At 36.0% G+C, this 12,924-nt stretch carries 14 protein-coding genes; 4 read left to right on the forward strand and 10 right to left on the reverse strand.

Features of this window, described 5'->3' with window-relative positions:
• Nucleotides 1-156: 156 nt before the first annotated feature.
• Together HCH28_RS07900 and HCH28_RS07905 are read left to right on the forward strand one after the other, a co-directional pair.
• A complete protein-coding gene (locus tag HCH28_RS07900; RefSeq protein ID WP_221680505.1) occupies nt 157-897 on the forward strand; it encodes a class I SAM-dependent methyltransferase in 741 nt (246 codons plus the stop codon).
• Between the two features lie 13 nt (nt 898-910).
• Nucleotides 911-1,426, forward strand: coding sequence for a DUF6886 family protein (locus tag HCH28_RS07905; RefSeq protein ID WP_221680506.1), 516 nt, complete (start codon nt 911-913; stop codon nt 1,424-1,426).
• Between the two features lie 48 nt (nt 1,427-1,474).
• Here HCH28_RS07905 and HCH28_RS07910 read toward each other — a convergent pair whose 3' ends face one another.
• Both HCH28_RS07910 and HCH28_RS07915 read right to left on the reverse strand, forming a co-directional pair.
• Nucleotides 1,475-1,960: an NUDIX hydrolase gene (locus HCH28_RS07910; RefSeq protein WP_221680507.1), complete on the reverse strand. Its 486-nt coding sequence runs from the start codon at nt 1,958-1,960 to the stop codon at nt 1,475-1,477.
• 16 nt (nt 1,961-1,976) lie between these two features.
• On the reverse strand, nt 1,977-2,522 hold the full coding sequence (locus HCH28_RS07915; RefSeq protein WP_221680508.1) for a GrpB family protein: 546 nt from the start codon (nt 2,520-2,522) through the stop codon (nt 1,977-1,979).
• An 84-nt stretch (nt 2,523-2,606) separates the two neighbouring features.
• Here HCH28_RS07915 and HCH28_RS07920 point away from each other — a divergent pair, with 84 nt between their 5' ends.
• The gene (locus tag HCH28_RS07920) at nt 2,607-3,056 is read left to right on the forward strand and encodes a 2-thiouracil desulfurase family protein (RefSeq protein ID WP_221680509.1); all 450 of its coding nucleotides are present in this window, start codon (nt 2,607-2,609) and stop codon (nt 3,054-3,056) included.
• 39 nt (nt 3,057-3,095) lie between these two features.
• Here HCH28_RS07920 and HCH28_RS07925 read toward each other — a convergent pair whose 3' ends face one another.
• Entirely contained in the window at nt 3,096-5,480 is a 2,385-nt protein-coding gene (locus HCH28_RS07925; RefSeq protein WP_221680510.1) for an ABC transporter permease, read from the reverse strand.
• 3 nt (nt 5,481-5,483) lie between these two features.
• Nucleotides 5,484-6,242 (reverse strand): ABC transporter ATP-binding protein, encoded by a 759-nt coding sequence (locus HCH28_RS07930; RefSeq protein ID WP_221680511.1) that lies wholly within the window; start codon nt 6,240-6,242, stop codon nt 5,484-5,486.
• A gap of 158 nt (nt 6,243-6,400) precedes the next feature.
• Here HCH28_RS07930 and HCH28_RS07935 point away from each other — a divergent pair, with 158 nt between their 5' ends.
• Nucleotides 6,401-7,159 carry a DUF4184 family protein gene (locus HCH28_RS07935; protein WP_221680512.1) on the forward strand — a complete coding sequence of 253 codons (759 nt, stop codon included), beginning with the start codon at nt 6,401-6,403 and terminating at the stop codon, nt 7,157-7,159.
• Nucleotides 7,160-7,172: 13 nt separating this feature from the next.
• Here the strand turns inward: HCH28_RS07935 and HCH28_RS07940 are convergent, their stop codons facing one another.
• The 6 genes from HCH28_RS07940 to HCH28_RS07965 all read right to left on the reverse strand — a co-directional run bounded on the left by HCH28_RS07940 (nt 7,173) and on the right by HCH28_RS07965 (nt 12,863).
• Nucleotides 7,173-8,612 (reverse strand): sensor histidine kinase, encoded by a 1,440-nt coding sequence (locus tag HCH28_RS07940; RefSeq protein WP_221680513.1) that lies wholly within the window; start codon nt 8,610-8,612, stop codon nt 7,173-7,175.
• Between the two features lie 9 nt (nt 8,613-8,621).
• Complete coding sequence (locus tag HCH28_RS07945; protein WP_221680514.1) at nt 8,622-9,341, reverse strand: response regulator transcription factor; 720 nt, start codon at nt 9,339-9,341, stop codon at nt 8,622-8,624.
• Nucleotides 9,342-9,373: 32 nt separating this feature from the next.
• Complete coding sequence (locus tag HCH28_RS07950; protein WP_221680515.1) at nt 9,374-10,072, reverse strand: ABC transporter permease; 699 nt, start codon at nt 10,070-10,072, stop codon at nt 9,374-9,376.
• Between the two features lie 18 nt (nt 10,073-10,090).
• Entirely contained in the window at nt 10,091-10,963 is an 873-nt protein-coding gene (locus HCH28_RS07955; protein WP_221680516.1) for an ABC transporter ATP-binding protein, read from the reverse strand.
• A gap of 158 nt (nt 10,964-11,121) precedes the next feature.
• Nucleotides 11,122-12,138 (reverse strand): ABC transporter permease, encoded by a 1,017-nt coding sequence (locus tag HCH28_RS07960; RefSeq protein ID WP_221680517.1) that lies wholly within the window; start codon nt 12,136-12,138, stop codon nt 11,122-11,124.
• Nucleotides 12,135-12,863, reverse strand: coding sequence for an ABC transporter ATP-binding protein (locus tag HCH28_RS07965; protein ID WP_221680518.1), 729 nt, complete (start codon nt 12,861-12,863; stop codon nt 12,135-12,137). The genes HCH28_RS07960 and HCH28_RS07965 overlap by 4 nt, the downstream gene beginning before the upstream one ends.
• Nucleotides 12,864-12,924 lie beyond the last annotated feature (61 nt).

Here is a 12,924-nt window from a genome sequence, read left to right on the forward strand (position 1 = left end):
TTCTGGCTTTATCATTTACTTAAAGAAGCCGTGCCTCTATCTACATGATATTAAAAAATAAAATAAAAGTCTATATATTTTTTTCTTTATATGGAAAAATAGACAAGTGCACAAAGAACGTAACGTTACGATTTTACTTTGAAATGGGGACTTTATATGAACACAGAACAAGCCATTCAACGCTGGAATCGATATGCGGAAAGGTATACAGCTAACTACGATGAGCAGGGTGACATACATCGTGTCGTACTGTTAAATCCCACTATCTTTTCTTTGCTAGGAGAGGTAGATGGAAAGCATCTATTAGATGCAGGATGTGGAGAAGGCTATTTAAGCAGATTGCTGGGAAAGAAGGGTGCAAGAGTAACAGCTGTTGATTTTTCACAAAAAATGCTAGATATTGCTATGCAAAGAACACCACAGCAGGAAGCTATTCAATTTTTACACGGGAATTGTGAAAATCTATCATTTTTAGCAGATGAACAATTTGATGGTATTGTTTCAAATATGGTTCTCCAAGATTTAGAGGATTATCAGGGTGCTCTATGTGAGATGTATCGATTATTAAAACCTAATTGCACTTTTATTTTTTCAATTTTACACCCATGCTTTGTGACACCAAATAGTGGATGGATAAGACATGAGCAGCTAGATCAACAGTATTGGAAAGTCCAACGTTATTTTTATGAAGGGGAGTATCACCAGCTAGATGCTGACCCACCGATCGTTCTATACCATCGAACATTAACAAGCTATGTGCAAGCAATTAGGCAAGCTGGATTTACTATTGAGGCTATTGTAGAGCCCAAGCCATCACAAGACATGCTAGAGAAGTATCCTCAATTTGTGGAAGATTTGCATTGTGCAGATTTTATTGTTTTTAAATTAAGGAAATAAAGGAGAAATAGCCATGCGTTTATTTCATGTCAGTGAAGACCCTACTATTATGATTTTTCATCCTCGACTGCCTGAGCGACCAGATTTAGATGCCACAAAATGGCTAGTATGGGCAATCAACGAAAGATGCTTGCCAAACTATTTAACGCCAAGAGATTGTCCGCGTGTCTGCTTTCATGCAGGAGACCAAACAACAGAGCAGGACAGGCAGCACTATCTACCTCAAGCTTCACATGTAGTAGTTATAGAAAACAAGTGGTTGGAAGTATTGAAGACTACAAGTCTTTACCTATATGAGTTTGATAGTAATGGATTCACTTTACAGGATGATATTGCAGGCTATTATACGAGTGAAATAACACAAATGCCCTTCAATGTCTCTGAGATCAACGATATAACGAAAGCATTAAGAGAACGGAATGTTGAATTGCGAATCGTAGATAGCTTATGGGAAATACATGATGAAATCCAAAATACAAGCTTAAATTGGTCGATGTGCAGAATGCGCTTTGCACAACCGAGATTCTAAAATCAAGCCTCGTTATGCACCTATTGCATGGACGAGGCTTATTTTTTATTAGACAGTAGATGTTTGTTCAATTGGTGCTGAAGAGATATTGACTAATTTCTTGTCTTGATAGGTAAAAATATAGTCATAGTTAGTTGTTTCATTGAGCATCGTAGGTAAATAATATTTTAAGTCCGCAATCCCTACATTTTCAGGGTGGAAAATCCAAGTAAGCTCCTTCCAATCAAGAATGCCCTCAGCAACCTTTATCGGTGTTACATATGTAAAAGATTCAGGTAGTTCCGCTATAAATGCATACATACAGCCATAATTAACAACGCCATCTGTCCAGGTTATTTTACCCTTATAGGTAATATCCTCAACCGTAATGCCTGTTTCTTCTTTAATTTCTCGTAAGGCACCAGCTAATGGTGTTTCATTCTGTTCAATTTTGCCACCTACACCATTCCATGCTCCCATCCATTGTGGCTTGTCTCTATTTAGTAAAAGGATATCATCACCCTTCTTCAGAAAACAAATTGTAAATTCAGCCAAGTTTGTTCCTCCTTTTTTAGTTATCTGAATTGGCAGGAGACCAGCCAGTCTGCTGACTCCAATGATTTGCTTGTTTTAAAATTTCCCATATAATCGATTCTTTAGATTTTGTATAGTGTTGACGATTAAGTTTGTATTTCTTAGCCAATTCATATTTTACCTGCTCATAGCGATGACAGTAATCTGGATGACAGCGCAAAAAATCTCGAAATAATAAGGCTAGCTGCTCTGCCCAACTCCCAGCTTGTCGAACATGAATATGTACTCGTTTATCTCCTGAAGCCTCTCGAAAATAGCGTTTAGACTTGTCTGGATTTTCTACTCGATAGCTAAAACCTAGAGATTCTAATGGAGCTTTAAATGCTGCCAATGGTGTAAACGATGCGACGGATATTTGTATATCAATTACAGGTTTTGCTGCTAAGCCGGTTACAGCGGTTGAGCCAATATGATCAATTCTCAGCGCTATGTTTCCTAAGGCCTCCCGCAATTGACAGCCTATGCTCTGAAATTCCTTAGCCCATTCATCTGTATAAGGTAAAATCAAAATAGGATCAGGCATTTTATCTCCTCCCTTAGTCCTCATAAAATTATTGTAGCACGCGTGTTATAGTGGAATAAAGATAGTAGAGGGAGTGAGAAAACGATGATTTTAATAAGTGCTTGCTTAGCAGGTTTAAATGTTCGTTATAATGGCACAAACAGTCTAGATGAAAAAATACAAAAGCTTGTGTTAGAAAATAAAGCTGTCACGGTTTGTCCAGAGCTGATGGGAGGTTTTTCAACGCCCCGTGAGCCCGCTGAAATTGTGGGAGGCAATGGACAAGATGTACTTGATGGCAACGCAACAGTGGTTGAAAGTTCTGGACAAGATGTCACAGATTTATATCTGAAGGGAGCCTATGCAACCTTACAAAAAGCGCTTGAGGTGGGAGCAACTCATGTCATTTTAAAGGAATATAGTCCATCCTGTGGCAGTGCAAAGATTTATAATGGTAAGTTTAACGGAACAAAACGAGCTGGTGAAGGAGTAACTACGGCTTTGCTGCGAAGAAACAATATTATCGTGCTATTTGAAGAGAATTTTTTGGAATGATTAAAGAAGAGGCCCCTAAACTAGTAGGGGCCAAAATATTTATTCAACAATTAATATGCGAGGCGACGTTTTAGCAATTACTTTGGTCGAAATCCAGCCGCCCAAAATGGCAGCTATCACACTTACAAAGCTTATACCGATACTTGTTGGCCAGTTGATAACAAGCGGTAGTTCGAGTAAGCCATAATCTAAAATAATCGACTGAAGTGCAAGAGGAATTAATTTTATCCCGATAAAGATTCCTGCTAATGCACCTATTATGGATAGAATTAAAATACCTATTGTAATCGACCATCTAATATTTGTAGAGCTCATTCCAATGGATTTATAAATGCCATACGTGCTACTTTCTTTTCTAACATTAATTCGCGATACACTAAAAATAATAATGCAGGTTACGATGATAAATAAAATACCAACGATTGAAAGGGGAATGACTAAAACGGCCACGACTTCTTTAAAGACGGCATCTAATAATAGCTGTTGTGTGACAGCTGATACAGAACTTTTAAAGTGCGTATTTAAATCCTCAACGAATGGCTTAGCGACTGTTTCATCTAAAAGATTAATCATACTTACCTCTGAAGTAGTATAGGTAGTGTTATAAACTTTAATAACCTCTGCTGTAATTCTTGCTGAATTCGACATGTTCGCTATAGATTGATAGATTCCGGTCACAATAAGAAAATGCGGTTTCCCCTCAAGATAAACTTCTACAATATCGCCTATATTTTTATTTAAAGCGCGAGCGACATTGAGTCCAATCGCGATTTCGTTCTTACTGATTGGATTACGGCCAGACATTGTTTTATAGCCAGCAGCATCAAAACTACCCTCGATTACATTGACATTAATATTTAATGGAGGATGGCTGTCATTAGGAAGTACGCCTGTGAATTGATCAAGCCATGCATGATCCTTAACCCGTTCATCAGCCTTTAAAAAATCTTCAAAATGTCGTTTTGAGAAGGTTTCTTTATTAGATACTGTTACTACTACATGTGAGTCATCATATCCCCATGAAGGAGATGTTTCCTTGATGGAAATAAAACTATTTAATATGACTACACTAAAGACTAGTATGGCAGATGTAATGGAAGTAAGTGAAATGACAAGGATAGAACTTTTTATGTTTTTGGTGATACTTTTAAGACCAATTTGAAGTTGAATCGGTAGACTACTTAATCGAAATAATCTATTCGAGCTGTTTCTGCGCCGATTCATTTTACTATTTGCACTTTCTGACATCCCATATTTGATGGCTTGAACAGGCTCTACATTTCGAGCCTTGTGTGAGTAGAAATAGGCAGTGAGTAGCACAATGCCAAATAAGATGAGAGCAATCACCATATTGAGTAGAGTATCTTGATGTATGGTTAAATGATTTCCTGCCTTCATATAGGATAAGGAGCTTTCTATAATTATTCTGGAAAGGAATTTACTAATGATGATGCCAGGAATAATCGCGACAGCAGATAACAATCCGAATTGCAATACATAAGTGATACTTATCTCTCGAGAAGAAAGACCCAATGATTTTATAACACCTATAGTTCTGTAATTCGTTAAAATGGCATCGGAAATGCTAAAACCAATAACAAACAAGGAAACCAAAAGCATAGCTATACCAAAGGCGATCATGATAAAGCCAATGAATTTATTAATAATCAAATAAAAAGAAGCCATTTCTTCATATTCCATTTTAGATTCAAGATAAGGTCCCTGCAGATATTTTTCAAAATCAGCCCAATAATTGGTGTTTTGCTGATAGTCATTAAAGCGTAATGCCATCATGTACTGATCAGAACCTGTTATGGTTGCTAAATGCTGTTGATAGTCAGTATTGTTCATCCAGATACGGGCATTTGTTGTAAAAGGGCCTCCATATGGCATATCAACCACAATACCTGACACTGTTAAATTAAACGTGCTCTCACCTGTATGAAATTCAATTGCATCACCGAGCGAAATGGTAGCGCTTGATGCCAATGATGTGGGAATCCAAATCGTACCCTCAGGAGGAGAGAGTTGCTTTTCACCCTCAGAAAATAGTAATTGATCAATTATAAACGGTGTATTTGGCGTATTCATCATAAATAAATAGAAATTGGATATTTCTTTCCCATTGAGGGTAAATCTAGATAAATTTCTATAGGGTATGAGACTGGAGGTAGTCACGCCTGGTTGCCCCTGCCACCAATCGTTTACAGCGATCGGGTTATGAATATTGTTACCCATTGTTAAAATTTGATGGGCACCATTTGAATCATGATGAGCCTTTTCAAAAATATTGTTTGTATTGGTCAGTATAGTGACAGAAGTCGCCAGTAAAAGTGTTGATAGAAAAATAAGGACAACCATTAGTCCATTTTGTATTTTCCGTTTTCTTATATAGGAAGAGCAAAGGGTAATAATCGCGTACATTTTTTACTCCTTCCCGGCAACATAAGAAAAGATAATGTGTTCCCGTTCTTGTATGTTGGTATGATCATATTTTTCAAAGTTTAAGATCCCATCTATCTTTCCATCCTGAATGATGATTAGGCGATTCGCACGACAAGCTGCCTTCATATCATGTGTAATCATGACAATGGATTGCCCATTTCTATTTAAATTCGTTAAGGTATCTAATACTGCTACACCTTGATCAAAATTTAAACTGCCAGTAGGTTCATCTGCAAATAACACTTCAGGATTGTTGACCAATGCTCTAGCAATGGCAGCTCTTTGTTGCTGTCCACCTGATGTTTGAGAGGGTAATCGATTTCTTTGCTTTTCAAGTCCCATTAAACTTAGTAGTTGCTCCGCTTTTTGTATGACTTCCTTTTTATTTTTTTTCGCGATGTATCCAGGAAGAGCAATATTTTCTAGTAGCGTCATATCTGGAATGAGATTGCTACTTTGATAGATATAGCCAACCTTCTGTGAACGAAAGGTAGCTAACTTTCGTTCAGAAAAGGTATCAAGTTTTTCTCCTTGAAAATAAACTTCACCTGCTGTAAGGGCATCAAGCCCACTTAAAAGATAAAGAAGCGTTGATTTACCAGAACCAGAATTCCCCATAATAACGGTGAAATCCCCTTTATAAATGTCCACATTCATATTCTTAATAGCATGGAATTGTTCGCTGCCTGTTGAATAGGTTTTACATAAATTTTGGGCTCGAATCAGTATCTCTTTTTCCATGATAAGGCCTCCTTGACTCATTTTCTTTAGTGTAATATGTAATTATTAGTAAGCCCTTATGAAATTATTAATAAATTCTTACAGAAGAGTAACCTTTCTTAATAGTAAACGTTATAATATGCGATTTAATAGATGTAATAAATAAGGAGGTTAGAGATATGCCCTTAACATTTGCTCATCCAGCGGCAGTCTTACCTTTTTCTCGAAAAAGTAAATATATCCGTTTTTCTGCATTGGTTTTAGGAAGTATGGCTCCAGATTTTGAATATTTTTTAAGAGGTCGGCCGATAGGGGAGATTGGTCATACCTTTGCAGGGTTCTTTTTATTCAATCTTCCGCTCGTTCTTTTAATCTACTTGATTTATCAAAGGTTTATCCAACAGCCAATCATGAGCCATTTACCACAGTTTTTACAAGATACAGAAAGCCATCAAATTGCAGGAAATAACATATGGAAAATCTTTGTTTTTGGCTATTCTGCATTGCTGGGCATGTTAACACATGTCATATGGGATTCATTTACACATCAAAATGGGCTTATGGTGACAAAACTCCGAGTTCTTACTCAAACATATACTTTCTTTGGCTATCAAATACCGATTTATAAATTTCTACAACACGGGAGTACATTGCTAGGAATTGTGCTAATCTTTGGATATGTATATTACAGAGCAACTTTAAGCAAAGATAAAAAAACACCAGCTATATCTTCACGGAAAAAAATCATCTTTTGGAGTTTACTAGCTGTTTTAACGCTCGGATATATATGTCTATGGCAGCTTATTAACGGCATTTCTTTAAGAAATTATGGAGTATGGGTTGTCCGTATTATCGATTCATTCTTTGGTAGTATACTTACCCTTTCTTTCTTTTTAGCATATAAGAAAAGAACGTTGAAAGAAAAAAAGACTTCCTAAAACGGGAGTCTTTTTACGAGATGGGAAGTATAAGTGTAAAGGTAGTGCCTTCATCAGGTTTACTATGAAATGAAATGGACCCATGGTGCGCTTCCATAATATGCTGACAAATGGATAGGCCAAGTCCTGCTCCTTCATTTTTAATGACTGATTCACTTCCAGGTTGCCGACCTCTAAAGTAACGTTCAAAAATAAAAGGCATATCTTCGGGAAGCATCCCATTTCCAGTATCTATTACTTGGATATAGAGTGATTGATTTTTGATATAGGTAGTAATGGTGATGGTATCTTCATGAGAAGAATGCTTTAACGCATTGGTAATAAGATTGGAGATCACCTGCTCTAGTCGATCCGCATCTACTAGAATAAGGACATTAGGAATCCTAGTAGGTCTTATAAAATGAATATTGGTTGTTTGGACATAATATTGAATTGGTTTCAAAATGTTTGTAAGAACGTCTTGGCTATATTGTTCTTTTAAATGGATCGGGATATGACCAAGCTCCTTTAAGGTATGAATAAATAAATCATCAACTAGCCTCGACATCTTATCCGTATTAGACTGCATGATTTGAATATAGGCCATAAGCGAATCTTCATCTCGACAAATCCCCTCTGAAATAGCGTCTAAATATGCTTTGATGGTGGTTAAGGGAGTTCTCACTTCATGAGATATATTAGATATGAGTTTCTTTTGAGTTTGCTCTTGTTCATTGTGCTGGATGGCTAACTGTTTAATCTCTAATCGCATTTGATCAAATACTGCATACAATTCACCAATCTCATCAATTTTCGAGTGGATGGTAATTTGTTCGTAATTTCCTTTTACAATTTCCTCTGTGTTGTCCTTCAGCTCATGTAAAGGCTTTAAAATATCTTGATGAACTTTCCTTACTATGAATAGGGCAAGGCAAATAATCAAAAGACTCAAGAAGCTAATAAAGACTAATAAAAGAATTGAGCTGGAATTCGTCTGTTTTAAAGGAAAGAGAATGTCTTTGTTCAGGGAAAAAATAGCATTACCTATTTGTTCATTGTTTTCTCCATTCATAATCGGAAAGGCTATATTAATCTTTCCAAGCTCTTGTTGTGAGGTAAATAAATCATAATGTATATCATGTTTAATATGAATAGTTGAAACATCATTTTTAAATGAAGTGTAACTTACTGTTCCATCTAGTTGAACTACTGTAATATCAATATTCTTGTCATCACTCATTTGTTGTAGCGTGCTACGTATAGCCGAATCTAATGCTAAATTTGGAAAATGATCTTCTATGTACAATAATAATGGATTTACTGATAAACGAATTTGATTAATAACATATTTATCTTGTGATTCTTTTTGAGAAGGCTCTGTTGCAAAGAATAGTGAAAGGACAACGATAAACAATAGTACAACACAGATTAATAGGGCCCATATCCACTTACTCATCCAATTTTTTAGGTACATTTGATTCTCCTATGAGTGATTGGCTGTACTGAATTTATATCCGACTCCCCAAACTGTTTGAAGATAAACAGGATGAGAAGGGCTGACTTCAATTTTTTCTCGAAGCCTTCTAATATAAACCGTAATTGTATTTTCATCTCCATAGGTCTCATAACCCCAAACGGCATCAAGTAACTGACCTTTAGAGAAAACATGATTTCTATTTTTAGCTAGGAAAAATAGCAGTTCAAACTCTTTTGCTGACAGTGGTATTGGCTTGCTATCACGTAAAAAAATATATTCCTGTTTATTTATGACCATATTATCTATGTGAATGACATCTACTCCCATTTGACCACCATTATGCTGAAGCCATCTATCCTGTCTTCGTAAATGAGCGTTTATTCTCGCGACAAGTTCACTTAAAGAGAATGGTTTTGTCATATAATCATCTGCTCCAAAACCTAAACCCAGTACTTTATCTGTCTCACTTCCTCTAGCACTTAAAATAAGAATGGCAACATTGCTATTTTCACGGATTTTACGACATATTTCAATGCCATCACAATCTGGTAGAGAAAGATCAAGGATAATGAAATCAGGTTTAGATTCTTGCAAATAATGGATTGCTTCATGACCTGTTCGAACAATATGAGAATCGAACTGATGAACACTTAAGTAGTCCCTTATAATATTAGCTATATCATTTTCGTCTTCAACAATTAGTACTGTGATGTTCCTGTTGCTCATACATACTATCTCTCCTTAGTAAGATGTCTAAATCATTTTCTTCGGTTGACTAGGAAAAAAAACAAAACAATGATAAGGAATGCATAAATTATAATCCATGTGTATTGCCAATAAAAAACATTGGGTATCACTTCAATTTGATCGCCCACACTCATCATTTCTAATGAAAAATGAAGAGGAGGCAGTAACCAAAGAAGTCCAGTTAGAATAGAATCTTTTAAAGTAGCGATAACGACAGAAATAATAAGGATGCCTATTACACCCCACCATGTATTTCTTCTATTTTTCACGAGTTCCCTAGTAAATAAAGCAGTGAGTGCAATGGCAAGTAACGATAAACTAAAATGAGACAAGAAACCAAGTAAAATATGTAATAGTTTAGGCTTCTCAAAAAATGCCTCTATTAGGATTGGATAGATGACAGAAACACAGCTTAGGCTAAAGGCAAGCAGCCCACAAATTATGAATATCCCTAAATTGTAGTCTAATGTTTTTTTCGTATGAAGGGTAGTAATCATTTTTTGTCCTTCATCTTCAGCATGAAATAATGTAACAGTAAACCAGCCCATTAAAAAAAAGAGCACAAGAGATGTAAATGAATAACTATCTAATATTGGATTAGGGACAAAAGTATAATTAACGATAAGACATAGAATGAAGATTGTAAAAGGTGGAACGTATTGATAGGTTCTTAAATAATTTATCAATTGATAACGTACTAAACTGCTCATCTTTTTCGATTCCTCCTTTCAAAAATGAGAAGAGAATTGTTCTTTTTTGTAGTGGACAGTAGCTAAATATTTAATTGAAGCATTTTGTTGTAATAATTTCAGTAAAATTTGATCTGAATCCTTTGCTGGAACAATCGTCACTATTTCATAATGTCCATTCACTAAAAGTTGTTGTTGTTGAATCTCTATCGAAGGTATGATTTCATCGAGTAATGATAGGCTAGCAATCTCAAAAATTAATCGATGCGTTGGATTGCGATCGAAATCCTCTATCTGAAAGATCGTATTCTCTTGAATAAGTAAAACGGAGTCTACAAGGTTTTCGAGTAATTTGGTTTCATGACAGGTTAAGAGGATACTGAGTCCTTTGCTTCTTACTCTAGCTAAGATTTGTTCGAAATCATTTTGTGCCTTGACATCAAGTCCTGACAATGGTTCATCCATTATCAGTAGATCAGTTTCTTCTAGCATCGCCTGCATAATCATCACCTTTTGCTTCATCCCTTTAGAGAAATGGACAATCCTTGTATCTTTTTCCTCTTTTAGTTGAAACATCTCAAGTAATTCTTCTATCTTCTGCAAAAGCTGCTTTTTAGCCATACCTCGTATACAGCCCATGTGATAAAGATATTCTTGAGGCGTAAATAAAATATGAGTAGGAGTTATTTCTGGTACATAGCCAACTTTTAATGATGTTTTAAGCTTCACAATAGAACCACTGTCTGGTTTAATGAATGCTGCAATAATTTTGAGTAAAGTGCTTTTTCCAGAACCATTTTTCCCTACTAGAGCAATGATTTGATTGGACGCAATTGAAAACGATACATTCTCTAAAATTTTTTTCCCATTGTATTGTTTACAGATGTTTTGTACTTCCAAAATAGTAGTCATCTTCACACACCTTTATTTTTGGATAATCTTCTCCATAAAATAATTATAATGAAAATCGACCATTCACTTCAATTAAATTGGTTATATTTCCTGTTTTTAGTTATTTCAATTACATAAAAAAGCTCTGCCTTTCAAATAGCAGAACTTTTAAGGATTGATTACAACGAACGATATTTTTTTAAACTGATAATATTTAATGTAATGAAAACAATGGCAAAACAAGTAAGAATGCTGAGATTCACTATAATATCAGGAAGTGAATAACCTTTATACATTACACCATTCAATGCGTCCGCAGCATAGTATAGAGGCATGATACGCCCAATATTTTGAAGCCATTCCGCCATACTATCCAGCGGGAAAATACCCGAAAAGAACACTTGAGGAACAATAACAAGCGGAATAAATTGCATCATTTGAAATTCTGAAGCGGCAAAGCTAGATAGCAACGCACCTAAGGATAACGATACAAGAGCGACCATCATATTGATGAGTAGGACAAGCCAGATGGAGCCTACATGAACAATATCGAGCACATAAATACCAAACAGGACGATAATAATTGTTTGCAGGAACGCAAATAAACCATAGCCAACCATATAGCCTGCTACAATTTCTGAGCGTTTAATCGGTGTCGCTAGTAAACGCTCCAATGTTCCAGAAGTACGCTCCTTTAATAAGGCAATGCCAGTAATTAAAAAAACAAAGAAAAAAACAAAGAAGCCAATGAGCATAGGACTAAATATATCAAAAATAGCCGTATCCTGATCTCCATAAACATAGTCCGTTTTCATACTACCTATAGAGGCTTGTGTAGGCTGTAAGATTTGAGCAAGTTGCATCGTTAAAGCCTTTGCACGAGAAGGATCATCATTTAATAAAGTTAACTTACTAGTATTTTGCTCTACAGCTAGCCAACCACTATACTCTTTATCTTGTAGCTGTTTTTTTGAAAAACCATTGTCCACGATAATGGTAAGATCAGCCTCTTTTAATTTGTCGATTAATGGGGCGGGCGCATTAGAGACAACAAGTGTGACGGAAACCTCGTTACTATTAAAAATAAAATACATTAAGGACAAGACAAGAAGTGGAGCTAAAAATAATAGAGCAAGTGTCCGTCTATCTCTTTTCATTTGTTGGATGATTCTTGTGATGATAGCACCTATTCTCATTGAACGTCACCTCCAGCTTTTACAAACACCTCATCAAAGTCTTTTGCTTGATAATGATCTTTTAACTCCTGTGGGGTACCCTGTGCAATAATATGCCCACTTCTCAGCATGGCCAATTGATCACATCTTTCCGCTTCATCCATCGCATGTGTCGTCACTAAAATGGTTTTTTGTTCTTGATCTTTTAAACGAATAAGTTCTTGCCAAATTTCCTTTTTTAAGACAGGATCTATCCCCACCGTTGGTTCATCCAAAATGAGTAATTTAGGATTTTGAATAAGGGCAATAGCAAGAGATAATCGACGTTTCATTCCTCCCGAATAATTTTCCACTTTTAGTCGTAAGTCATCTGTTAAACGAACGAGGCTTGCCGCATAGGCTACTCTTTCTATTCGTTCCGCCTTTGCTAAGGAATAAAGCTTTGCAAAAAAATGTAGATTTTCTTCCCCAGTTAAATCTGTATAAAGTGCATCTGATTGTGCCATATAGCCAATGTCATTTAATAATTGTCTATGAGGAACATTCAAATCTAACACTTGAATAGTACCACCATCAGGTTTCAGCATTCCCATAATCATTTTGATTAGTGTTGTTTTCCCACAGCCTGACGGACCGAGTAAGCCCATTAACTGTCCTCTAGGAACATCCAAAGATAGGGGAGCAATAACTTGCTTATGTTGAAATCGTTTTTCGAGAGATTGAATAGAGATTGCCTGGTTGCCCATATGGTCCTCACTCCTTCACTGAACACAATGTTGATTTGATAAAAATTTTACGGTAGCATGT

Source organism: Lysinibacillus sp. K60 (genome assembly GCF_019731275.1).
Classification (GTDB): domain Bacteria; phylum Bacillota; class Bacilli; order Bacillales_A; family Planococcaceae; genus Lysinibacillus; species Lysinibacillus capsici.

What these genes read in the sequence shown, in the direction of transcription:
- HCH28_RS07915 (WP_221680508.1), bottom strand. Translation starts at nt 2,522, where the DNA reads ATGCCTGATCCTATTTTGATTTTACCTTATACAGATGAATGGGCTAAG.
- HCH28_RS07940 (WP_221680513.1), bottom strand. Translation starts at nt 8,612, where the DNA reads ATGTACCTAAAAAATTGGATGAGTAAGTGGATATGGGCCCTATTAATC.
- HCH28_RS07925 (WP_221680510.1), bottom strand. Translation starts at nt 5,480, where the DNA reads ATGTACGCGATTATTACCCTTTGCTCTTCCTATATAAGAAAACGGAAA.
- HCH28_RS07920 (WP_221680509.1), top strand. Translation starts at nt 2,607, where the DNA reads ATGATTTTAATAAGTGCTTGCTTAGCAGGTTTAAATGTTCGTTATAAT.
- HCH28_RS07965 (WP_221680518.1), bottom strand. Translation starts at nt 12,863, where the DNA reads ATGGGCAACCAGGCAATCTCTATTCAATCTCTCGAAAAACGATTTCAA.
- HCH28_RS07900 (WP_221680505.1), top strand. Translation starts at nt 157, where the DNA reads ATGAACACAGAACAAGCCATTCAACGCTGGAATCGATATGCGGAAAGG.
- HCH28_RS07960 (WP_221680517.1), bottom strand. Translation starts at nt 12,138, where the DNA reads ATGAGAATAGGTGCTATCATCACAAGAATCATCCAACAAATGAAAAGA.
- HCH28_RS07905 (WP_221680506.1), top strand. Translation starts at nt 911, where the DNA reads ATGCGTTTATTTCATGTCAGTGAAGACCCTACTATTATGATTTTTCAT.
- HCH28_RS07930 (WP_221680511.1), bottom strand. Translation starts at nt 6,242, where the DNA reads ATGGAAAAAGAGATACTGATTCGAGCCCAAAATTTATGTAAAACCTAT.
- HCH28_RS07935 (WP_221680512.1), top strand. Translation starts at nt 6,401, where the DNA reads ATGCCCTTAACATTTGCTCATCCAGCGGCAGTCTTACCTTTTTCTCGA.
- HCH28_RS07945 (WP_221680514.1), bottom strand. Translation starts at nt 9,341, where the DNA reads ATGAGCAACAGGAACATCACAGTACTAATTGTTGAAGACGAAAATGAT.
- HCH28_RS07955 (WP_221680516.1), bottom strand. Translation starts at nt 10,963, where the DNA reads ATGACTACTATTTTGGAAGTACAAAACATCTGTAAACAATACAATGGG.
- HCH28_RS07950 (WP_221680515.1), bottom strand. Translation starts at nt 10,072, where the DNA reads ATGAGCAGTTTAGTACGTTATCAATTGATAAATTATTTAAGAACCTAT.